Origin of the sequence: Massilia aurea (genome assembly GCF_040790145.1) — a bacterium.
Taxonomy (GTDB): domain Bacteria; phylum Pseudomonadota; class Gammaproteobacteria; order Burkholderiales; family Burkholderiaceae_D; genus Telluria; species Telluria aurea_C.
On sequence record NZ_JBFMMP010000001.1, the window covers coordinates 81,065 to 102,430 of the forward strand.

Below are 21,366 nucleotides of genomic sequence, written 5' to 3' on the forward strand. Positions count from 1 at the left end.
GCCATGTGGATCGACACGCACGTTCACCTCGACGCCCGCGAATACGGCGGCGATGGCGTCGGCGTCGCACGCAAGGCGCAGGCGGCCGGCGTGTCGATGATCGTCATCATGGCGGTCGAGCGGGGTAACTTCGATGCGGTCGCCGGCCTGGCTGCGGCCAGCCCGAACGCCTGCTATGCGCTGGGCATCCACCCGATCTGCGTACCGCAGGCGCAGGACGACGACCTGGCGTATCTGCGCACGCGCGTGGAAGCGGCGCTGGACGATCCGCGCTTCGTGGGCATCGGCGAGATCGGCCTGGATTTTTTCATCCCCGAACTAACAACGCCCGAGATGCGCGCCAAGCAGGAGCGGTTCTTCCGCGAACAGCTGCGCATCGCGCGCGACTTCGGCCTGCCCGTCATGACGCACGTGCGCCGCTCGCAAGACCAGGTGCTCAAGCACCTGCGCCAGATTCGCCCGCCGGGCGGGATCGCGCACGCGTTCAATGGCAGCTTCCAGCAGGCGCAGAATTTCATCGACCTGGGCATGCACCTGGGCTTTGGGGGCAACCTGACGTTCACGCGCGCGCTGCAGATCCGGCGCCTGGCCACCGAGTTGCCGCTCGAGTCGATTGTGCTCGAGACCGATTCACCGGACATCGCGCCGAGCTGGATTCATCCCGGCCGCAACAGCCCCGATCAACTGCCCGGCATCGGCGCAGCCCTGGCCGCATTGCGCGGCCTCGATGTTGATGTGGTGCGCATCGCAGCCCATCGCGCCTCGCTTGCGGCCATCCCGCGCCTTGCCGGCTTGTGCGGCATCCTCTGAAGCAGCCGCTTCCGTAAAGTTCCCGTAATCTCACTCGACAATTGTGACACCTGACAAATCGCTGTAAGGACAGCGTGCCAAGATGTGCTTCCACGAGAATCACATTGAATGGACAGGAGATCCACTTGGACAGCGCCAGCGAATTCCTGCGCATGCTGCAGCACGAACGTTCGCTGACGGCGGCCCACCGGCCGATCCGGCTGCGCCTCGGGTCTGCCGATCATCTGTTCGACACCGTCCTGCTGCCACAACGCGTTACCGGCAGCGAAGCCATTTGCGGCGGCCTTGAATACACTGTTACTTGCGTCGCTTCCACACCGTGCCTGCCGCTCAAGGAACTGATTGCGCTGCCGGCCGACATCCAAATGGTCACCGACCGCGGCCAGTTGCGCGGCGCCTGCGGCATCGTCGCCGAAGCACGCGCCGGCGATTTCGACGGTGGCCTGGGCGTGTATCAGCTGGTGATCCGCGACGCGCTGGCGATCATGGAAAAGCGCGTCAACAGCCGCGTGTTCCGCTACCAGAATGAACTCGAGATCGTGCAGGTGCTGTTCGACGAATGGCGCCAATCCAACGGCGTGCTGGCCAGCGCTTTTGAGTACGAACTCGATCCGCTGTTCGACATGCGCCAGTTCCCGCCGCGCGAACAGACCATGCAATACAACGAATCCGACGCCGCCTTCGTGCGGCGCCTGCTGCGCCGGCGCGGCGTGGCCTGGACCTTCCGCCCCGGCCACGCGCGCACCAAAACGCAGGGCGCAGAACGCGACGCCTCGCCCACGCACACGCTGGTGCTGTTCAACGATCCCAACTCGCTGCCGAAGAACAGCGCCGGCGCCGTGCGCTACCACCAGGGCGGCGCCAGCGAAGAGCGCGACACGATTGTTTCGTGGTGCGCCGCGCGCCGCCTGCAGGCCGGCAGCACCACGCGTCACAGCTGGGACTATCGCAATCCGCTGGGCACCCAGTTCATGACCGCCACCGCGCGCGGCATGGCCGACCAGGGCCCCAGCGGCAACCAGCTGGCCGCGAGCCTTGACGACTACCAGGTCGAGATGCCGCATGCCGGCAACGACGTCGAAGACCACTGGCGCCTGGGCCAGTTGCGGATGAACCGGCACGAACTCGATACCAAGTGCTTCCACGGCGAAGGCAATGTGCGCGATCTGCGCGCCGGCGAGTGGTTCACGCTGAGCGGGCACCCCGAGATCGACACACACCCGGCCCCCGAGCGCGAGTTCGTCATCACCGCATTGCACCTGGAGGCCGAGAACAACCTGCCAGGCGACGTCGCCACCCGCGTGCGGCGCCTGATGGGCGCGTTGTTGCCCGGCGCCGAGACCGCATTCACCGCGGCAACGCCCACGCTCGATGCGATGCATGTGCGGGTGAGCTTCGACGCCGTGCGGCGTGGTATTGCGCTGGCCCCGGGGTTCGATCCGGGCGCCGATCTGCCGCATCCGCAACTGCAAAGCGCGATCGTCACCGGGCCGCCCGGCGAAGAGGTCCATTGCGATGCGCTGGGAAGAGTAAAAATTCGGTTTCCCGGGATGCGCACGGGCGACCATCGGCATGCCCACGGGGCAGGGGCGTCGGACACGCCGGCCGATTCGGCCTGGGTGCGCGTTGCATCGAACTGGGCGGGCAACGGCCCGGGGAGCCGCCAGCAATTGGGCTCGCTCAGTTTGCCGCGCGTTGGCACCGAGGTACTGGTCGCCTTCCTCGGCGGCGATCCGGACCGGCCCGTTATTTTGTCGCAGGTGTTCAACCAGCGTGGCGATCCGCCGGCGTTGAGTGCGCGGGGCGGATTGCCAGGCAACCGGTACCAGTCTGGCATGCGGAGCAGGGAAGCTGGCGGTCTTCAGGGTAACCAGCTGCGCTTTGACGATACGCCGGGTGAGATCGGCGCGCAGCTGGCGAGCGATCACGCTGCGTCGCAGCTGAATCTCGGCTGGCTGGGGCAGCCCAGAGACAACGGCGTGGCAGCGCCCCGCGGTGACGGCGCCGAGTTGCGTAGCGACGGGCACACCGCCGTGCGCGGGCAGGCCGGCGTCCTGATCACGGCTGAAGCATCCGACAGCAGCGGTGGACACCAGATGGATCGCGCTGGACTGATCGGTTTGGCTGAACTCATGCAAAGCGTCGTGGACCAGGTGGCGAAGTTGGCTGAACCGCACACAGCCGACGAGGCGACAACCGGCAACCTGGCGGAACTGGTCGACAAGCTCAAGCGATGGGACGCCAGCTCGACGACGTCGCCGGGCGCCACGGGTGCGGCCCCGATTGTCGCAGTGACGGCGCCGGCGGGCATTATTCTTGGCAGTCACGCCAATGTCGCCCTCAGTTCGGAAACAAAGATCGATCTCGCCAGTGGAGGCGACGCCGCCGTTTCTGCCGGGCGCAATGTGTTTGTGCGCGCCGCCCGTGGCATCAGCGCTTTCGCCCAGGCCCTGGGTATCAAGCTCATTGCGGGCCGGGGCAGTGTAACGGTCGAAGCGCACCAGGGCACGGTCGATATCAAGTCGTCGGGCCGGATCAGCCTGATTTCCGCCGAGGCCATCTACATCGAAGCGCCATCGGTGCGCATCGTGTCGCAGGGAGCACAAACCGAATGGGCGAATGGCCGACTCGTTCAGCAAAGCAGCGGCGAGCACGTGGTCAAGGCTGCGTCGCACGTGTATGGCGACCCCGGGGGCAGCAGCCTGCTGGCGCCGGCATTCACGGGCAGCGACTTGCGAACCGACGAACGCATACTTTTGCGCCATTTGCAAACGCGGGAACCTATTCCAGGTCAACGGTACATCGCGCACCTTGAAGATGGCAGGACTGTCGAAGGAATGAGCGACGCGCACGGGCGGACGGCGCTGGTCCAAAGCGACACGCTCGGCCCGGTTCGCTTCGAACTTCTCCCATAACTTCACCGCAAAGGCTGTACGGACATGAGTGAAACCACCCGCCCGCTCCCATCACTCATTCCGTTGCCGCACGGCGGGTGGCAAGTCAACTCCTACATGTCGTCAACGGCGTACACACTGCGGGGCCTGAGCCTCATACCGCCCAACAAGGTGATTCCGGTCATCGTCGTCCCTGGCATCATGGGGACCAATTTGCGCGCCAGGAAAACGCCGCGCCTCGGTCGCGTCGATGACGAACGCAATGGCGTGGCCGCACCTGGCCGGCCCGTCTGGCGCCCTCCCAATGGCGACTTGAGCGGACTCAGTGCCGCGAGGGCATGGGACAGGTACACACCGCGAGAGCGCCAGTTGCTGTTCAACGCCGCCACGCTCGAAGTGGACGACAGTGGCCCCGTGGTCATGCCCGGTGCCGGGGACGGCTATGTGCTGACCGAACCCGAGGTGCGAGAACGCGGCTGGGGCGAGGTCCACGCCGCCTCTTATGGCGCCTTGCTGTATGGATTGCAAACGCGCCTGAATCAGACGTTCGGGTTCGACGAGCAGGGCAATCAACGCTTCATCCAGCCGCACTGGAAAGACGTGATGGACTGCGACCCGCAGCACTGGGGCCTGCGACAGTTTCCGCCATTGACCGAAGACCATTTGGTAAAACATGCCCAGTATTATTTTCCGGTGTACGCGGCGGGCTACTGCTGGCTACAAGACTGCAAGACGTCAGCGGCGCTGCTTGAAGAGCGCATCTTGCAGATTATCGCGTCATGGACGCGTACCAGGCGAGAATGCACCAAGGTGATTCTGGTGACCCACTCGATGGGGGGCCTGGTGGCCAGGGCTTGTGCCAAGCGAATCCCGAATCACATCGCTGGCGTGATTCATGGGGTGATGCCTGCTTTAGGCGCACCGGTAGCCTATCGCAGGACTGCTTGCGGCACCGAGCCGTTCAACCCCGTGAGTTACCCGCTAGGCAAGCTCGAGGGGGCCGGGCTGGCAATGGTCCTGGGGACCACCACCGAAAAAACGACGCCCGTGCTGGCGACATCGCCCGGCGCGCTCGAACTCTTGCCCAATCATCTGTATCCGGCGCCATGGCTGCACGTGCGTGTAATCAGGTTTGCGGGCGGTGCGGCAGTCATGAATCATGCCGAAAGTCGGGCGGCAGGCGGGTACCAGACCAAACCATATGATGCATTGCATTTTCCAAATGCGAACCTGCAGAATCCCTACGACTTGTATCGTGACCTCACATCCTGGTTTCGTTTGATTAACCCACGGCTTGCGGATCCAGCCGATCAGTATGTAAAGAAGCGGCGCGGTATAGAAGCCGAGGTCAGGGCCGCAGTCAGCACGGCAGAAGCATTCCACAGAGAGTTGGGGGATTACTACCACCCGAATACGTATGCCTTCTACGGCAACGACAAGGCGCAGCTGTCGTTCGGCCAGATTCGATGGGTCGCTTTTCAGCAAACCAGTTCAGCGGTAACTCTCACGCCCGCCAACCTGGCGACCGCGCGCTATATGGGGCAGAGCGCCACCGGACAGCGGCGCGTGCTGGTCGAGGAAAAGAGCGAACTTCGGTTCGCTCCGGATCAGCAGGAAACGCGCGGCGATGGCACCGTGCCGCATCAATCCGGCGCCGGACCCGCGGGCAAGGTAAAGCAGGTGTTTGCAACCGAGGGGCACGACCATCTGGGAGCGTACAACAATGAGCATGTGCTCATGTTGACCCTCCGATTGATTACCAAGATTGTCCAGGAGATCTCGTGACCGGTCGGCTCCGGAGCAGGCTGGCGAATATGCTGGCCGGGGCCCTGTTTGCCGGATTGGTGGCCACGTGGGCAGTGGGAAAGGTCCTGGATCAACGCGATGTAGTTCGCCAGGACCAACACGAGGTAGCGCGCATGACTGACAAGATGAAAACAGTGTGTGTCGGAAGATTCCTGATCGACATGCCAGAAGAAGCGCAAGTCGAGTTGAGCCAGACTCGGGTCGATGGTTTCACGATTTCGGCATTCGACGAATCCGAAGAGGCGTTCCAGAGACGCGTGGCCGCGCGCGAGACGCAACTTGCGGCGACGCCAGACCGGCCCGGTGGTCACAAGAATCTTGAATCCGTGAAGCACGTAAGCACTGCAAACGGTTTGACAGGCAAGATATTCACACATGGCCGCACTGTCGTCGAAGGAACACGCGGCAACGGGCTGGGCGTCGAGCGCTATCTCGACGAAGGCATCACCGTCGAGGCGCTGGTGCACGGCAGCGGCATCAGCATTGATCTGTCGTTCGAAGATCGCGGCCTCGAATGGGTCGACGATTTGCCCAGACTGGTCAACAGGCTGGTTGCGAATCCCGATAACCGCATCCCTGCCGAGCCGGGATTCTGCACCGACCGCGCTTTCTTCCAGGACCCACTCACCGCCGATCAGCGTGAACAAATCATGATGGTTGCACGCCTGCCGAGTCATCCGGATATCGAGTTCATGCTGATTCTCGCTGCCGGAGGCAAGCCGGAACAGCAAGGCGTGCTGGCGCGATCCGATGCGGCGGACGAGGGTTTGCCGGCAGCGCAGCGAATGCGTATTTCAAGACTGCGGGCGGCGCCCAGGCAGATCGGCGGACTTGCCGGCGAAGAGTTGGTTGAACTGGTCGTCGAAGACAATGAGGCCCGCGTCCACAGCTTCTGGTGGGAAGTGGCCGGCACCGAGGACGACGTCCTTACGCCACATCTCGTCTTCAGGATGAATACCGGCCATGGCAACTACGAGCCCGTCTCTTCCTCGCTCTCCGATGGTGCCGCGATAGGGCTATGGCACCGTGTCGCCACCAGCATTCGCCTGCGCTCTGCCAACCCTGTAGTCGCCAGCCCGGACGAGAGGCCGTCAACAACACTCGGCACTTACGCAGCGGCAGGCGAACAGTGTCCCGCTAGCGGCTGGTGGCTGTGCGCTGATGGCGGCAAGGGCTTTGGCGTGCTTGGTGGTCAACGACAATTCCTCACGAAGGGCGCCAGGATGCCGCAGGCGCTGTTGCTTCCGCGGCGCACTTTCTTGGAAAGAGTGCGTGGCGTTCAACCCAGCTTTGAATTTACCAGCCGCACGTTCTGGCGACTTGTCGACAAGCGGACCCGCGAACGTTTGCCACCGCTGCAGTCGCTGGCGCTGCCTGTCGTTCCCGGCCACGCCCAGCTCGCCGGCAGCCCTGACGGCGAGTATCGACCGACGGATGGGCTCGCCGGAAGTGTTGCTGGAAGTGTCGCCGGAAGTGTCGCCGAAAGTGTCGCCATCACCGGCGCGCCGTGCCCGGTGAGCGGGTGGTGGCGTTGCGAACTGTCTCAGGCACTGGACGGCACCCGCTGGTTCGCGCAAGGCGCCTTGCTCCCGCCGGCAACCATCGCTGGCCCGGCGGGCATGCTCGCTCGTTCGATCAACCGGCCGGCAACGGTCCAGCGCCGGGTCGCATGGCGCCTGGTGCGTCGCGCAGACGTACCGACGCATGGCGACGCCAGTGCCGCCATGGAAGGATCATCGGCGCATCAACCGCAGGCCCAGGAATCCTAGCGCTGTGGTCACGCCAGAACGGCAAGCCGCCTGGCAGGCGCCAGCGCGCGCTGCCACCCGACGCAGCGCCACCGGATAGCCGATGCGCAGCGCCATCCTCGCATTCGCCGCAGGCGCTGCCTGGATTCAAACCCAGTCAGCATTGCCCGAGCCGGTCGTTCTCGCGGCGTGCAGCGGTGGCGCCATCGCCGCCAGCCTGTGCTTGCGCGGCATTGTCCGGATGCTGGTCGCCGGCCTGCTGCTCGGCGCCTGCTGGGCCGCATTGCTCGCCCACCTGGCATTGCACGAATCCCTGCCGAGTACCGACGAAGGCCGCGACATCGCCATCACCGGCGCCATCGCCAGCCTGCCGCACCGCTTCGACGGCGGCGTGCGTTTCCAGTTCGACGTGGCGCAGGTCGACACGCCCGGCGCGACCGTGCCGCCGAAAATCATCCTGTCATGGTACGGCGCTACCGCCGCCGACCCATCCTTTGGCCACCCCGGTGAACGCTGGCGCCTCGTCGTACGCTTGCAGCGCCCGCACGGCAACGCGAATCCGCATGGCTTCGACTACGAAGCGTGGCTGCTCGGGCAAGGCATCCGCGCCACAGGCTACGTGCGCCCGGCCGGCCAGCGTAACGAACGCCTGGACGCATGGACCCCGGGTGCGGGCTACGCCGTGGAGCGGGCGCGCGGCTGGCTGCGCGCCCGCATCCTGGCGGTCCTGGACGGCGAGCCGTATGCCGGCGTGATCGTCGCGCTGGTGATCGGCGACCAGCGCGGCATCGACCAGGACGACTGGGACGTGTTCAACCGAACCGGCATCAGTCACCTCGTCTCGATCTCCGGCTTGCACATCACGATGCTCGCGGGCCTGGCCGCGTGGGCGATGTCGTGGCTGTGGCGCCGCTCGTTCTGGACCGCTGCCAACCTCCCGCTACGCCTGCCGGCCCAGAAAGCGGCGGCGCTGGCCGGCGCCACGGTCGCTTTGCTGTACGTGCTGCTGGCGGGGTTTGGCGTGCCGGCCCAGCGCACCTTGTATATGCTGGCGGTCGTCGCGTTGGCGCTGTGGACCGGGCGCATCGCGTCGATGTCGCATGTGCTGTGCCTCGCGCTGGGCGTGGTCGTGCTGCGCGATCCGTGGGCGATGCTGTGGCCCGGCTTCTGGCTGTCGTTCGGGGCGGTGGCCGCGATCCTGTACGCGTGCAGCGGGCGACTGGGCGTGCCCACGCGCGGCTGGCGCGCCGGCCTGGCAGTGGCCGCGCGCACCCAGTGGGCCGTCACGCTTGGCTTGGCGCCGCTGACGCTCCTGTTGTTCGGCCAGGTTTCGCTGGTCAGCCCGATCGCCAACGCGGTGGCCATCCCCGTCATCAGCCTGTTCGTTACGCCGCTGGCGCTGGTGGGCAGCGTGCTGCCGTCGCCGCTGGCCGCCGTGGTGCTCGGCATCGCGCACCTGGCGATCGTCTGGCTGGTGTGGCCCTTGCAGCACCTGTCCGCGCCCGCGTTCGCGGTGTGGACCGCCCCGGCGCCGGCGCCATGGATCCTCGTGCTGGCACTGGCCGGCACCGCGTGGATGCTGGCGCCGCGCGGCTGGCCGCAGCGCTGGGTGGGCCTGGCCGCATGGACGCCGCTGCTGACCCAGTTGCCAAGCGCGCCGATGGCGGGCCAGTTCGACGTCACCGCGTTCGACGTCGGCCAGGGCATGGCGCTGCTGGTCGAAACACGGCACCATCGCCTGCTGTATGACACTGGTCCGCTGTATGCACCCGGCGCGAGCGGCGCCACGCGCGTGATCCTGCCGTACCTGCGCGGGCGGGGCATCGGCCGGCTCGATGCGCTGGTGATTTCGCATAGCGACCTCGATCACGTGGGCGGCGCCGCCGCGGTGCTAGGGACGCTGCGGGTAGGGCAGATGATCTCGTCGCTGCCGCATGGCCACGGCCTGCTGCGCAAGACGACATCGCCAGGCCGCTGCAGCGCCGGCCAGACGTGGTCGTGGGATGGCGTGCGCTTCGAGATGCTCGGACCCGATGTCGCCAGCTACGCCAACCCACGCCTGAAATCCAACGCGCGCAGCTGCGTGCTGCGCATCAGCGCGGGCGGCAAGGCGATCCTGCTGGCCGGCGATATCGAAGCGGCGCAGGAAGCGGCATTGCTGCGCACCGATGCAAAACGGCTGCGCGCCGACGTGCTGCTGGCGCCACACCACGGCAGCGGCACGTCGTCGAGCGCGGCGTTCCTGAGCGCTGTAGGGCCGCAGTTGGGTATTTTCCAGGTGGGCCATCGCAATCGTTATCGCCACCCGCAGAAAGCGGTTTACGCACGTTATGGCGCGATGGGCATCGCGCGTCTGCGCACCGATGAGCGCGGCGCCGTCACGCTGTCGTTCGGCCCAGGCGTGGCCGTGGCGACTTACCGCGCCACGCACGCCCGCTATTGGCACGGACGCTAAGCGATGCTCAAGCGCGCGGCAGGGTAATCGTCACCTGCAAACCGCCGCCCTCACGATTAGATGCCGCGATCTCGCCACCATGTGCCTGCACCACACGCTGCGCGATGGCCAGCCCCAGGCCATGCCCATCGACTCCGGTGCGCGAAGCGCCAGAGCGGAAGAACGGCTGGAAAATCGCCGGCAGATCGTCTGGCGCGATGCCCGGCCCGCGATCGAGCACCTCGACCCGTGCCACGCCGTCCACAGCGCGCACGGACACCGACACGATGCCGCCGGGCGCGCCATGTCTGGCCGCATTGCGCACCACGTTCTCGAGTGCGCTCCAGAGCAGATCGGGGTCGCCGCTCACGCCGACGTTGTCACCGGCGTCGAATGCCAGCTGCAGTGCAGCGCCGCCGTCGGCCTGCCCAGCTTCAAAGCGCGCATCGGCCACGATGCCGTCGACCAGATCGACCAGGTCGACCGGCTCGCGCCGCAGCACGTCGGGCGAGGCTTCCAGGCGCGAGAGCGTCAGCAGTTCGCCGACCAGTTTGTCCATGCGGTTGCTTTCGCGCTCGATGCGCTCGAGCGTGATGCCGACCTTGTCGGGCTGCTGGTGCGCCAGGCCAAGGGCGGCCTGCATCCGCGCCAGCGGCGAGCGCAGTTCGTGCGAGACGTCGTGCAGCAGGCGGCGCTGCCCATCCATCAACGCGCGCAGGCGCGCGCTCATGCGGTCGAAGTCGCGGCCCAGGTCGATCAACTCGTCGCCGCTTTTCGAGCCCGGCCCGAAGCGGGGCGCGAGGTCGCCAGCGGCGGCGGCCTCGAAGGCGCTGCGCAGGGCGCGGATGGGCCGCGAGAAATACCAGGCCAGCAGCGCCGCGAACAGCAGGCTGGCCAGCACCGCGGCGCCGATCACGACGGTCTGGCCGATGCGGCGCCGGGCGCCGGGGTCGAGGGCAGGGGCCAGCGGATCGGGGCCGCCGCCATCACGCGCACCATCATGCGCACCATCATTGCGCCCGATCTGGCGGCCGAAATCGCGCGAGACGAACGCGATATAGCCCTCGCCGCCTGGGGCGACCAGGCGCCGCGCACCGCGCCACACCGCGCCTTCGCCGGCCTGCGCGCCATTGCGCAACTCGCGCTCGACTTCATGTATCAATTCGGCCGGCACCGTGCGGCCGAGCAGTTCGCGGCGCGACGCGTCGAGCACGAACAGCTGCGGGCGCCGCATATCGTGCAACAGGCCGCGCAGGGCGGGCAAGCCGCCGTGGCGCAGCGTGGCGGCGGCGGCGTCCAGGGCGATGGCCGCCGGCGGGCCGCTGTCGAGCACTGGCGTCGTGCGCTGGCGCGCCTGGTCGCGCAGCCAGAACGCGCCGCCCACGCCGATCGTCGCCGCCACCTGCGCCAGCAGGATACACAGGAAGAACTTCCAGAACAGCCGGCCCATGCTACTCCTTGATCAGCTGGTAGCCCTGGCGGTAGATCGTCTGCAGGCACGAGCGGCCATCGGACAACGGCCCCAGTTTGTGGCGCAGGCTGCTCAGGTGGACATCGATATTGCGATCGAAGCGCGCCAGCGGCCGGCCCAGGCCCTGCTCGGACAATTCGTTCTTGCTCACCGGGCGCCCGGCATTGCGGGCCAATACTTCGAGCAGGTTGAATTCGGTGCTGGTCAGGTCGAGTGCCTGGCCGTCCCAGGTTGCGCGGCGCTGCTCGGGCAGCATGGTCAGCTTGCCGACGCTGAGCACGACGCCCGGCCCGCTGTCGGGCGCGGCCTGGGTGCGGCGCAGGATGGCGCGCACGCGCGCCGTCAGTTCGCGCGGCGTGCACGGCTTGGCCACGTAATCGTCCGCGCCCAGCTCGAGGCCGAGGATGCGGTCGGCGTCGTCGCCGCGCGCGGTCAGCATCAACACCGGCATGCGGCTGCCGGCGCGGATCTGGCGCAGCGCCTCGATGCCGCCCGCGCCCGGCATCATGACGTCGAGGATGGCGATGGCGTACTGGCCGGCCAGCGCCGCGCGCGCGCCGTCCTCGCCATTGTGCACGCAGGTGACAGGAAAGCCTTCCTGTTCGAGGTATTCGGCAAACATGCCAACCAGTTCGACGTCGTCGTCGATGAGTAATACGTGATTCATGTCGACAGAATAGCGCAGCACGTCAAAGTCGTCTGCATCGCTTTACCCGGATTTACCTGCCTTCAACGCGCTTTACACGGCGCCGCCACACAATGGCGACTCCAACTACGCGAGGTCCACGATGACACTACATTCAAAATTGAGCGGCCTGCGCGCCGCGACCGCGTTCTCGGTCTGCCTCCTGGGCACGCCCGCCGCCCTGGCCCAGGCCATGCCGCCACCGGATGGTCCGGACCACGACGGTCCGCCGTTCGGTCAGATGCATGAGCGTGACGGCGAACCGGGCCCGTTCGGGACGCCGCCATTCCTGCGCGGCCTCGGCCTGACCGATGCGCAGAACGACCGCGTCTTCACGATCCTGCACAGCCAGGCGCCCAAGCGCCGCGCGCTTGAAATGGCCGAGCGCAAGGCCGACGAATCCTTGCGCGAGGTGGCGCAGACGCCGGAACTCGACCAGGCCGCGGCGTCTGCCGCTGCGCAGGCGCTGGGCCAGGCGATCGCCGACCAGGAGCTGCTGCGCCTGCAAACGCGCGCCCAGCTCAAGGCGGTGCTGACGCCGCAACAACGCGCGCAGCTTGACGCGCCACGTGGCAAAGGCCGCAACGTCGAGCGCGCCCGCAAGAAAGCCAGGCAGGAAGGCGCCAGCCAATGAACGCGCCTCGTAATTGCCTGTCCGTGCACGACGATCACCATCAGGGCCTCGGCGCCGACCTGACACGAATGCTGGCCCAGCCGGCGACGCGGCGCCAGTCGCTGCGCTGGCTGTTTGCCGGCGCGGGCAGTGCCGTATTGCCCCTGGCCGGTTGCGGCGGCGGCAGCGCCGACGACAGCTTCGGCCTGTCCAGCTCCACCACCACGACCGGCTCCGGCAGCACCACCGGCAGCGCGGTCTGTTCGGTGATTCCCGAAGAAACGGGCGGCCCGTATCCGGCCGACGGCACCAACCGCAATACCAGCGGCGTGGCCAATGCGCTGGTCTTGTCCGGCATCGTGCGCAGCGATATCCGGGCCAGCGTGGCCGGGGCCAGCGGCGTCGCAGCGGGCGTGCCACTGACCATTCGCCTGAAGATCGAGAACGTGGCGCAAGGCTGCGCGGCCGCCGCTGGCGCCACCGTCTACCTGTGGCACTGCACGCGCGAAGGCGGCTATTCGATGTACAGCAATGGCATCGTGGGGGAAAATTATCTGCGCGGCGTGCAGGAAGCCGACAGCGAAGGCTATGTCACGTTTACCACCATCTTCCCGGGTTGCTACGAGGGGCGCATGCCGCACGTGCACTTCGAGGTGTATCCCACGCTGGCCAAATCGACGAGCGCGGCCAACCGCATCAAGACGTCGCAGTTCGCGTTCCCGCTGGCGATCACCAATGAGGCCTACACCAGCAGCGGCTATGCGAGCAGCGTGAGTAACCTGGCGCGCATCAGCTTCGCCACTGACAACGTGTTTTCAGATGGCACGGCGCTGCAGATGGCAAGCGTCACCGGCACGGCGAGCCAGGGCTACAACGCCACCCTGACAGTAGGTGTCAGCATGTAAAATTTGTACCAAAGATCGGCGCCGGGGCGGTGCGCGCCATTACAATAGGCCGCTGAAACCGGCCACCGCTCCCCATCCATGTCCAAACCGCTGCTGCACTTCGCCCACGGGAACAGTTACCCGGCCGGCACCTACAACCGCCTGCTGGCGCTGCTCGCCGAGCATTACGACGTGCGCACGCTCGACATGCACGGCCACGATCCGCGCTACCCGGTCGGCGACGGCTGGAACACGCTGGCCGATGAACTGATCGCGCACCTGGAAGGGTATGGCCAGCCGGCGATCCTGGTAGGCCACTCGCTGGGCGGCGCGCTGTGCACGATGGCGGCGCGGCGCCGGCCCGACCTGGCGCGCTGCGTGGTGATGCTCGATTCGCCCGTGGTGGCCGGCTGGCGCGCGCTGGCCTGGCGCCTGGCCAAGCTGGCAGGGTGGGGCGGCCGGCTTTCGCCCGCGCGCTTCTCATACAAGCGGCGCGAACGCTGGCCGGACCGCGACGCCGCCTACCGCCACTTCAACGCCAAGTCGATCTTCCAGGCCTGGGCGCCGGGCGCGCTTGACGATTATATGGAGCATGGCCTGGCGCCGCATCCCGAGGGCGTCACGCTGCGCTTCAGGCGCGACGTCGAATCGGCCATTTATCAAACGCTGCCGCATCACATGGGCGCCGTGATTCGCGCGCCGTTCCCGGTGCCGGTCGGCTTCATCGCCGGGACCGAGTCCGAAGAGATGCGCCGCGCCGGGCTGGCGCCCACGCGCAAGCTGGTGGGCGAGCACCTGGTCATGATCGAAGGCGGGCATTTGTATCCGCTGGAGAAGCCGGCCGAAACGGCGCGGCTCACGCATGCGATGGTGCAGAGCTTGTTGCGCCAGTCCGGGGCACCGGACCCGCGCTAACGACGCCGTCAAGGGTTCGAGTTCAATGGTTGCAGCGCGCTGTCCATCGCATCGCGCGCATCCTGGGCGCCGACGGTCTTGAGCATGCGGTCGGTGCTCTTGCGCTGCGGGATGCGCGAGCCAGTCATCAACTGGTCTTCGGGCACGACTGCCGCGATGGCGGGCGCCGTTGCGGCGGGCGTGTTCACCGGCTGCGTCGGCGGCGGTGTCGTGCAAGCGGCAAGCGCCGTCAGACAGGCAGCCAGCGTGGCTTTCATTGCATTGTGCATGCGTATCTCCCAGGTTGGTTGGTGACTTATAGTAGCGATACATTGTGAAGCTCACAATCATTCATTCCCATAGGCTCACGAGCGGCCCCTTTTCGCGTAAAATCGCGTGATTTTCTCCCTGCTGGAAACCACAAATGACTATCAAGAGCGACAACTGGATCCGCCGCATGGCGCAAAGCACTGGCATGATCGAGCCATTCGAGCCGCAGCAGGTGCGCGAGCAGGATGGTCGCCGGATCATCTCGTTCGGCACCTCGTCGTACGGCTATGACATCCGCTGCGCCGATGAATTCAAGGTCTTCACCAACATCAACAGCACGATCGTCGACCCGAAGAATTTCGATTCCAATTCGTTCGTCGACATCAAGAGCGACGTCTGCATCATCCCGCCGAACTCGTTCGCGCTGGCGCGCACCATCGAGTACTTCCGCATCCCGCGCAACGTGCTGACGATCTGCCTTGGCAAATCGACCTACGCGCGCTGCGGCATCATCGTCAACGTGACGCCGTTCGAACCGGAATGGGAAGGCTACGTGACCCTCGAATTCTCGAACACGACCCCGCTGCCGGCCAAGATCTACGCCGGCGAAGGCTGCGCGCAGGTGCTGTTCTTCGAGAGCGACGAAGTGTGCGAAACCTCGTACAAGGACCGCGGCGGCAAGTACCAGGGCCAGAGCGGCGTGACGCTGCCGAAGACCTGATGTGACAGGCCGGTGGCCTGCTGCAGGCGCGCCGCATCTTCTGCCGCCGACACGTCGTTCCCGCGCAGGCGGGAACCCAAGCCTTGTATGCCGCTACTAGCACATGGGCGTTCGGCGGCTCGGAGAAACTTGGGTTCCCGCCTTCGCGGGAACGACGGGTTAACGGATCCTGGTAACATCAGCACGATGCAGCATCGGTCTCCCCGCCACATCGCGTCATGAAGAAAAAGGCCCGGATCGCTCCGGGCCTTTTTTTGCGCTCTCGAATGACGAGCGCTCTTGTCTTACGCGTCGTCCTGCCGCACGCAGTCGACGAAGTAGCCACGCTTGCCATCGACCTCGCGCTTGACCAGGCCGTGCACGTCGGTCTCGAAGCCCGGGAAGCGCTCGTTGAAGTCACGCGCAAAACGCAGGTAATCGACGATCGTGCGGTTGAAACGTTCGCCCGGGATCAGCAGCGGGATGCCCGGCGGATACGGCGTGAGCAGGATCGCCGTGATGCGGCCTTCGAGTTCGTCGATCGCCACGCGCTCGATCTTGCGGTGCGCCATGTGCGCGAACGCATCCGACGGCTTCATCGCCGGGATCATGTCCGACAGGTACATCTCGGTCGTCAGGCGCGCCACGTCGCGCGACTTGTAGAACGTGTGGATTTCGGTGCACAGGTCACGCAGGCCATGGGTCTCGTAGCGCGGATTGGCCGCGGCGAACTGCGGCATTGCGCGCCACATCTGCGCGTTGCGGTCATAGTCGTCCTTGAACTGCTGCAGCGCCGTCACCAGGGTATTCCAGCGGCCCTTGGTAATCCCGATGGTAAACATGATGAAGAACGAGTACAGCCCGCACTTCTCGATGATCACGCCGTGTTCGGCCAGGTACTTGGTGACGATCGACGCCGGAATGCCCGTGTCGCCGAACTGGCCCGACAAATCCAGGCCTGGCGTGACGATGGTGGCCTTGATCGGGTCGAGCATATTGAAGCCCGGCGCCAGGTCGCCAAAACCGTGCCACGATTCTTCGGCGCGGATCATCCAGTCGTCCTGGGTGCCGATGCCTTCTTCCGAGAATTTGTCCGGGCCCCAGACCTGGAACCACCAGTCGGTGCCAAAGTCCTGGTCGACCTTCTTCATGGCGCGGCGGAAGTCCAGCGCTTCCAGGATCGATTCTTCCACCAGTGCGGTGCCACCCGGCGCTTCCATCATCGCGGCGGCGACGTCGCACGAGGCGATGATCGAGTACTGCGGCGACGTCGAGGTGTGCATCAGGTAAGCCTCGTTGAAGGCATCCTGGTCGAGCTTGACCGCCTGCGATTCGCGCACCAGCACCTGCGACGCCTGCGACAACCCTGCCAGCAATTTGTGCGTGGACTGGGTCGAGAAGATCATCGACTCTTTTGCGCGCGGGCGGTTCTGGCCGATCGCGTGCATGTTCTTGTAGAAGTCGTGGAAGGTCGCATGCGGCAGCCACGCTTCGTCGAAGTGCAGCGTGTCGATTTTACCGTCCAGCATTTCGCGCAGCGTCTCGACGTTGTAGACCACGCCGTCGTAGGTCGACTGGGTGATGGTGAGGATGCGCGGCTTCTTGTTGACGGCTTCGCGGGCGAACGGATTGGCCTCGATCTTGCGGGCGATCGATTCGGGCGTGAACTCGGACAGCGGAATCGGGCCGATGATGCCCAGGTTGTTCCGGGTCGGCATCAGGAACACGGGGATCGCGCCGCACATGATGATCGAGTGCAGGATCGACTTGTGGCAGTTGCGGTCGACCACGACGATGTCGCCCGGCGCGACGGTGGAGTGCCACACCATCTTGTTCGAGGTCGAGGTGCCGTTGGTCACGAAGTAGCAATGGTCGGCGCCGTAGATGCGCGCGGCGTTGCGTTCGGACTTGGCGATCGGGCCGGTGTGGTCGAGCAGCTGGCCGAGTTCTTCGACCGCGTTGCAGACGTCGGCGCGCAGCATGTTCTCGCCGAAGAACTGGTGGAACATCTGGCCGATCGGCGACTTCAAAAAGGCGACGCCGCCCGAGTGGCCGGGGCAGTGCCACGAGTACGAACCGTCGTAGGCGTAGTTCACCAGCGCGCGGAAGAACGGCGGGGCCAGGCTGTCCAGATATGCCTTGGCTTCGCGGATGATGTGGCGCGCCACGAATTCGGGCGTGTCTTCGAACATGTGGATGAAGCCGTGCAGCTCTTTGAGCACATCGTTCGGGATGTGGCGGCTGGTGCGCGTCTCGCCATAGATGTAGATCGGGATGTCCGCGTTCTTGTGGCGGATTTCCTTCACAAAGGCGCGCAGGCCGACCAGCGCCGAATCGGTATCCTCCAGCGAGCCGCTGCCGAATTCCTCGTCATCGATCGACAGCACGAACGCGGATGCGCGCGACTGCTGCTGGGCGAACTGCGACAAGTCGCCATAGCTGGTCACGCCAACGACCTCCATGCCTTCTTGTTCCATCGCCGCCGCGAGGGCGCGAATGCCAAGGCCGGAGGTGTTCTCCGAGCGGAAGTCCTCGTCGATGATGACGATGGGGAAACGAAATTTCATGGACAGCTCCAAAGCGAAGCGCCGTACGGAGCGGCCGCGCCACAGCGGATCATTCCGAAGTGGGGCAGGGCCGCCGCGCACGGCACCGTAGAAAATGAGAAGCGGATTTTCGCAGAAATTGCGGGTTCCGGTGCAGGTTTTTTGCTAGATTAGCCACTCAGGCGGATCGGTGTCGCACCCTAGCTCCCGAAGCGGCGCCCGGCGCGCCGGATCCCTTCGGTCAGCAGTGCGGCAGCCAGCGCGGCGCCCAAGGGCACGGGCGAAAGAGCAGTGGTGCTGTCGTGCAAAAAAGCGAACAGCCCGAGCGTGATGCCGAAGGTGGCCACGGCGCCGGTGAGCGTGAGCAGCCAGGTGCGGCGCGCCAGCAGCGTGATGGCCGCCAGCGAGATCGCGATCTGCTGCGCCACCGACGCTGCGGCCCACTGCCGCTGGCGGTGCAGCGCTTCTTCGGAGCGCTTGTTCCATTCACTCGACGATGCTTCCCAGCGCTCGGCGTCCTTGCGGATGACTTCCTTCTCGAGCCGATAGCGCTCGGCATCCTGGCTATAGCGGCCAGTGTCGACACCGGGCAGCGTCGCGGCCAGTTCGGCCAGGTTCTGGCGGCTCGACTTGGCCTGGTAATGGGCCCAGGCGTTGGCGGCGCTGGTCTTCTCCATCGCGGCCGTCGTCTTGAACAGGCTGGCGTCGTTGTGCGACGAGGTGCCCAGGAACGCGAACAGCGTACCCACCGTGGCCAGCACCGCGATCAATACCGCGATGCGGCCGGCGAAGCCGTCGCCGCCGCGCGATCCAGGTGGTCGAAGCATGTCGCTCATGGTGTGTCCTTGCTGCTGCGTTGTTCGCTGCGTTGATAGGTGACGTAGGCGTAATCGAAACCCTGCTCGCCGGCGTGGTGGGTCTCGCGCGCGGTTTCATGCCACACGGTGGGGTCGATCGTGGGGAAGAACGTGTCGCAGGTGAAGCGGTGATCGATGTGCGTGACGATCATGGTGTCAGCCAGGTCCATCGATGCGTTGAAGATCTGCGCGCCACCAATGATGCTTGCTGGCGCGCCGTCCAGCAGCGCAATGGCTGCGGCAAGCGATGCCGCGCGCTCGGCGCCGTCGTGCGACCAGTCGGCGTTGCGGGTGATGACGATATTGCGCCGGCCGGGCAGGGCGCGACCGATCGAGTCGAACGTCTTGCGACCCATGATCACCGGTTTGCCAAGCGTGACGCGCTTGAAGTGCGCCAGGTCTTGCGGCAGGTGCCAGGGCATGCGGTTGTCGATGCCAATGCCGTTGTCCAGGTCAACGGCCACCACCAGGGTCAGCTGCGCAATCATGACGGCGTGCGCGCGAAGGTGGTTGCGTGAGAGTCGTACATGGATGTCCTGTCGTCGTGCGGTAATGAAGACCTTGCATGATACCAACATCCAGGGGGTTTATCGATGGGCAACAGGCAGAAACTGGCAGTTCGGCGCCGTCTTGACAACAGTCTGGCGCGCGGTGCCAGCGTGAGTCGTTATGCCGATCGACAAGGCGAGCGACCGATTGATATCGGCGATTTAAAACGTTTCGATTTCGAGGGAAATAAAGCGCGTACGAAACTTGATTTGCAGGAATGAAATGCGTATTGCTTAAAATAATTACAATATTTTGCTGCATCGCGTCAAATCGGCTGACATCTCGAGAAAATTAGCATATAGTTTTAATTAACGTGTTGACCTAAATCAGCAAATCCAAGCTTTATTTTCTGTTTCGCAGCATGGAATAGTTTCATTTTTCCTGTTTCCAGGCAGAATCTGTTACGCGGCGCTGCACCATAAGGCGTGACGCAGCAATCGTTTCGCCGGACGGCGAGATCATGGCGATCAGGAGTCAAAAAATACAATCTTGCGGCGCTGAATAGCGATTCTCCGGAAACAGTCGAGCACTTGCATATCTTGCTTCCATCGATGATTTCCGCAGACTCGCCAAGTGGGCGCGCAATTCGGTGCCTGTCTTAAAACAGCAGTGCAATTTATTCAGTTATTAGTGATTGGATCTGTCACGATGAACAACTTTGATCCCGCTGCCGTCGTAGGCAAACACGGCGAACATCTTCCGCGCGATGCGGCCGGCGACATCGGCTCGTTGCTGAAAAAGCCCCGAGCGCAATCGTCGGCCAGATACTGGCTGCCGTTCTTCATCAACCTCCTCAAGCTCTCCGATATCGTGGTCTTGCTGTTCGCAGGCTTCGGTGGCTTTTTCGTGCGCTTCGGGCTGGATGCCAAGCTGACACCGCCCGGCCACCTCTTCATTTATCTGAGTACGCTCGTGATTATCGTGTCGCTGCATTGCGCGCAGGCCTACCGAGAGCGCGAAATCCTGTCGCTGAACTCGCTCTTGAGCACGCTCGGACTGGGCTTCATGGGCGGCCTGTCGCTGATCCTGACCGTGGGCTACCTGTCCGGTACCTTGTCGGAGTATTCGCGCGTGTGGGTGGCGACCAGCGCCTGCGCCTGGTTTGTCCTGCTGCTGGCCAACCGGCTCGTGCTCACGCGGGTCATCTACCGCGCACGCCTGGCAAACATGCTCGACGAGTCGATCATCATTGTCGGCGCCAACGAACGCGCCGAACTGATTGTCAATGCGCTCAAGCGTAACGGCCACTCGAATATCAAGGTGCTCGGCATCTTCGATGACCGGATCGAGCGCGGCGTTCCTGCGTCGCTGCTTCCCCATATTCTGGGCTCGACCTGCACGATGCTCAACTATATCCGTTCCAATCCTGTCGACCGTGTCGTGGTAGCGCTACCTTGGCTGGCGACGGAGCGCGTCGAGGCGCTGCTGAAGAAACTGCGCACCGTCCCGGTCCGGATCGACCTGGTGCCGAACAACGTCGTGTGGCAATTCCCATCGATTAATATGGAGCGCCTCGCGGGGGTGCCGGTCCTGACGATTGCCAATAGTCGCATCGGCGAGCAAATGGGACGCCTCAAGCGGATCGAAGACCTCGTGATCTCCAGCATTCTGCTTTTGCTGGTCAGCCCGGTACTGGCGATCTGCGCGCTCGCCGTCAAGCTCGATAGTCCCGGCCCCGTGATTTTCAAGCAGCGCCGCCATGGTTTCAATAACCAGGAATTCGAAGTCTGGAAGTTCCGCTCGATGAAGGCCGGCGACTGCGCCAGTACGGACGTGAAGCAGGCCACCAGGAATGACACCCGGATCACCCGCGTTGGCAGCTTCCTGCGCCGCAGCAGTCTGGACGAGTTGCCGCAGCTGTTCAATGTGCTGTTTGGCCATATGTCGATCGTCGGCCCGCGCCCTCATGCCATTAAGCACAACCTGGAATTCGGCGCGATCATTTCCGAGTATTACGCACGCCACAACGTCAAGCCGGGCATCACCGGTTGGGCACAGGTGAATGGATTCCGAGGGGAAACAGATACGCTTGATAAAATGCAGCGTCGTGTCGAGCATGATCTCCATTACATCGAGCACTGGTCGCTGATGCTGGATTTGAAGATTCTCGTCATGACGGCGTTTGCAGTGTGGTTTCACAAGACTGCATATTGAGTACTGGCCAGACGTTGACAGCGCGATTGGCGTGCTGGCGAGTGAATATAT

The 21,366-nt window shown here is 64.7% G+C and carries 17 protein-coding genes; 11 read left to right on the forward strand and 6 right to left on the reverse strand.

The genetic code is table 11. The features are described from left to right. The first annotated feature begins 3 nt into the window (after nucleotides 1–3). The 5 genes from AB2N08_RS00365 to AB2N08_RS00385 all read left to right on the forward strand — a co-directional run bounded on the left by AB2N08_RS00365 (nucleotide 4) and on the right by AB2N08_RS00385 (nucleotide 9,713). On the forward strand, nucleotides 4–810 hold the full coding sequence (locus AB2N08_RS00365) for a TatD family hydrolase (RefSeq protein ID WP_367608645.1): 807 nt from the start codon (nucleotides 4–6) through the stop codon (nucleotides 808–810). A 125-nt stretch (nucleotides 811–935) separates the two neighbouring features. Next, nucleotides 936–3,725, forward strand: a complete 2,790-nt coding sequence (locus AB2N08_RS00370) for a type VI secretion system Vgr family protein (RefSeq protein ID WP_367608646.1) — start codon at nucleotides 936–938, stop codon at nucleotides 3,723–3,725. 24 nt (nucleotides 3,726–3,749) lie between these two features. Further along, complete coding sequence (locus AB2N08_RS00375) at nucleotides 3,750–5,489, forward strand: esterase/lipase family protein (protein ID WP_367608647.1); 1,740 nt, start codon at nucleotides 3,750–3,752, stop codon at nucleotides 5,487–5,489. A 134-nt stretch (nucleotides 5,490–5,623) separates the two neighbouring features. Continuing rightward, the gene (locus AB2N08_RS00380) at nucleotides 5,624–7,279 is read left to right on the forward strand and encodes a T6SS immunity protein Tli4 family protein (RefSeq protein WP_367608648.1); all 1,656 of its coding nucleotides are present in this window, start codon (nucleotides 5,624–5,626) and stop codon (nucleotides 7,277–7,279) included. An 82-nt stretch (nucleotides 7,280–7,361) separates the two neighbouring features. Then, on the forward strand, nucleotides 7,362–9,713 hold the full coding sequence (locus AB2N08_RS00385) for a DNA internalization-related competence protein ComEC/Rec2 (RefSeq protein WP_367608649.1): 2,352 nt from the start codon (nucleotides 7,362–7,364) through the stop codon (nucleotides 9,711–9,713). Between the two features lie 7 nt (nucleotides 9,714–9,720). Here the strand turns inward: AB2N08_RS00385 and AB2N08_RS00390 are convergent, their stop codons facing one another. Then, complete coding sequence (locus tag AB2N08_RS00390) at nucleotides 9,721–11,142, reverse strand: sensor histidine kinase (RefSeq protein ID WP_367608650.1); 1,422 nt, start codon at nucleotides 11,140–11,142, stop codon at nucleotides 9,721–9,723. A gap of 1 nt (nucleotide 11,143) precedes the next feature. After that, nucleotides 11,144–11,830 (reverse strand): response regulator transcription factor, encoded by a 687-nt coding sequence (locus tag AB2N08_RS00395; RefSeq protein ID WP_367609426.1) that lies wholly within the window; start codon nucleotides 11,828–11,830, stop codon nucleotides 11,144–11,146. Nucleotides 11,831–11,951: 121 nt separating this feature from the next. On the opposite strand from AB2N08_RS00395, the gene AB2N08_RS00400 reads away from it, so the two are divergent. The 3 genes from AB2N08_RS00400 to AB2N08_RS00410 all read left to right on the forward strand — a co-directional run bounded on the left by AB2N08_RS00400 (nucleotide 11,952) and on the right by AB2N08_RS00410 (nucleotide 14,260). Continuing rightward, nucleotides 11,952–12,482, forward strand: a complete 531-nt coding sequence (locus AB2N08_RS00400) for a Spy/CpxP family protein refolding chaperone (RefSeq protein WP_367608651.1) — start codon at nucleotides 11,952–11,954, stop codon at nucleotides 12,480–12,482. Continuing rightward, the gene (locus tag AB2N08_RS00405; protein ID WP_367608652.1) at nucleotides 12,479–13,366 is read left to right on the forward strand and encodes an intradiol ring-cleavage dioxygenase; all 888 of its coding nucleotides are present in this window, start codon (nucleotides 12,479–12,481) and stop codon (nucleotides 13,364–13,366) included. The genes AB2N08_RS00400 and AB2N08_RS00405 overlap by 4 nt, the downstream gene beginning before the upstream one ends. 78 nt (nucleotides 13,367–13,444) lie before the next feature. Beyond that, complete coding sequence (locus AB2N08_RS00410) at nucleotides 13,445–14,260, forward strand: alpha/beta fold hydrolase (protein WP_367608653.1); 816 nt, start codon at nucleotides 13,445–13,447, stop codon at nucleotides 14,258–14,260. Between the two features lie 8 nt (nucleotides 14,261–14,268). Here the strand turns inward: AB2N08_RS00410 and AB2N08_RS00415 are convergent, their stop codons facing one another. Beyond that, the gene (locus tag AB2N08_RS00415) at nucleotides 14,269–14,529 is read right to left on the reverse strand and encodes a hypothetical protein (RefSeq protein WP_367608654.1); all 261 of its coding nucleotides are present in this window, start codon (nucleotides 14,527–14,529) and stop codon (nucleotides 14,269–14,271) included. Between the two features lie 134 nt (nucleotides 14,530–14,663). Between AB2N08_RS00415 and dcd the strand changes: the two genes are divergently transcribed. Next, complete coding sequence (dcd, locus tag AB2N08_RS00420) at nucleotides 14,664–15,230, forward strand: dCTP deaminase (protein WP_367608655.1); 567 nt, start codon at nucleotides 14,664–14,666, stop codon at nucleotides 15,228–15,230. Nucleotides 15,231–15,514: 284 nt separating this feature from the next. On the opposite strand, the gene AB2N08_RS00425 is transcribed toward dcd, so the two are convergent. From AB2N08_RS00425 to AB2N08_RS00435, 3 genes are all read right to left on the reverse strand, one after another. Continuing rightward, nucleotides 15,515–17,776, reverse strand: coding sequence for an Orn/Lys/Arg decarboxylase N-terminal domain-containing protein (locus AB2N08_RS00425; RefSeq protein WP_367608656.1), 2,262 nt, complete (start codon nucleotides 17,774–17,776; stop codon nucleotides 15,515–15,517). A gap of 179 nt (nucleotides 17,777–17,955) precedes the next feature. Next, nucleotides 17,956–18,591, reverse strand: coding sequence for a DUF4337 domain-containing protein (locus AB2N08_RS00430; protein ID WP_367608657.1), 636 nt, complete (start codon nucleotides 18,589–18,591; stop codon nucleotides 17,956–17,958). Continuing rightward, nucleotides 18,588–19,100, reverse strand: a complete 513-nt coding sequence (locus tag AB2N08_RS00435) for a dihydrofolate reductase (RefSeq protein ID WP_367608658.1) — start codon at nucleotides 19,098–19,100, stop codon at nucleotides 18,588–18,590. Before AB2N08_RS00435 ends, AB2N08_RS00430 begins: the two co-directional genes overlap by 4 nt. A gap of 105 nt (nucleotides 19,101–19,205) precedes the next feature. On the opposite strand from AB2N08_RS00435, the gene AB2N08_RS00440 reads away from it, so the two are divergent. Together AB2N08_RS00440 and AB2N08_RS00445 are read left to right on the forward strand one after the other, a co-directional pair. Then, entirely contained in the window at nucleotides 19,206–19,382 is a 177-nt protein-coding gene (locus AB2N08_RS00440; RefSeq protein WP_367608659.1) for a hypothetical protein, read from the forward strand. A 427-nt stretch (nucleotides 19,383–19,809) separates the two neighbouring features. Then, complete coding sequence (locus AB2N08_RS00445; protein WP_367608660.1) at nucleotides 19,810–21,315, forward strand: undecaprenyl-phosphate glucose phosphotransferase; 1,506 nt, start codon at nucleotides 19,810–19,812, stop codon at nucleotides 21,313–21,315. Nucleotides 21,316–21,366: the final 51 nt, after the last annotated feature.

Bases quoted from the DNA above. Each gene is read 5' to 3' on its own strand.
- AB2N08_RS00365 (WP_367608645.1), top strand. From the start codon at position 4: ATGTGGATCGACACGCACGTTCACCTCGACGCCCGCGAATACGGCGGC.
- AB2N08_RS00375 (WP_367608647.1), top strand. From the start codon at position 3,750: ATGAGTGAAACCACCCGCCCGCTCCCATCACTCATTCCGTTGCCGCAC.
- AB2N08_RS00380 (WP_367608648.1), top strand. From the start codon at position 5,624: ATGACTGACAAGATGAAAACAGTGTGTGTCGGAAGATTCCTGATCGAC.
- AB2N08_RS00385 (WP_367608649.1), top strand. From the start codon at position 7,362: ATGCGCAGCGCCATCCTCGCATTCGCCGCAGGCGCTGCCTGGATTCAA.
- AB2N08_RS00390 (WP_367608650.1), bottom strand. From the start codon at position 11,142: ATGGGCCGGCTGTTCTGGAAGTTCTTCCTGTGTATCCTGCTGGCGCAG.
- AB2N08_RS00395 (WP_367609426.1), bottom strand. From the start codon at position 11,830: ATGAATCACGTATTACTCATCGACGACGACGTCGAACTGGTTGGCATG.
- AB2N08_RS00400 (WP_367608651.1), top strand. From the start codon at position 11,952: ATGACACTACATTCAAAATTGAGCGGCCTGCGCGCCGCGACCGCGTTC.
- AB2N08_RS00405 (WP_367608652.1), top strand. From the start codon at position 12,479: ATGAACGCGCCTCGTAATTGCCTGTCCGTGCACGACGATCACCATCAG.
- AB2N08_RS00410 (WP_367608653.1), top strand. From the start codon at position 13,445: ATGTCCAAACCGCTGCTGCACTTCGCCCACGGGAACAGTTACCCGGCC.
- AB2N08_RS00415 (WP_367608654.1), bottom strand. From the start codon at position 14,529: ATGCACAATGCAATGAAAGCCACGCTGGCTGCCTGTCTGACGGCGCTT.
- dcd (WP_367608655.1), top strand. From the start codon at position 14,664: ATGACTATCAAGAGCGACAACTGGATCCGCCGCATGGCGCAAAGCACT.
- AB2N08_RS00425 (WP_367608656.1), bottom strand. From the start codon at position 17,776: ATGAAATTTCGTTTCCCCATCGTCATCATCGACGAGGACTTCCGCTCG.
- AB2N08_RS00430 (WP_367608657.1), bottom strand. From the start codon at position 18,591: ATGAGCGACATGCTTCGACCACCTGGATCGCGCGGCGGCGACGGCTTC.
- AB2N08_RS00435 (WP_367608658.1), bottom strand. From the start codon at position 19,100: ATGATTGCGCAGCTGACCCTGGTGGTGGCCGTTGACCTGGACAACGGC.
- AB2N08_RS00440 (WP_367608659.1), top strand. From the start codon at position 19,206: ATGGGCAACAGGCAGAAACTGGCAGTTCGGCGCCGTCTTGACAACAGT.
- AB2N08_RS00445 (WP_367608660.1), top strand. From the start codon at position 19,810: ATGAACAACTTTGATCCCGCTGCCGTCGTAGGCAAACACGGCGAACAT.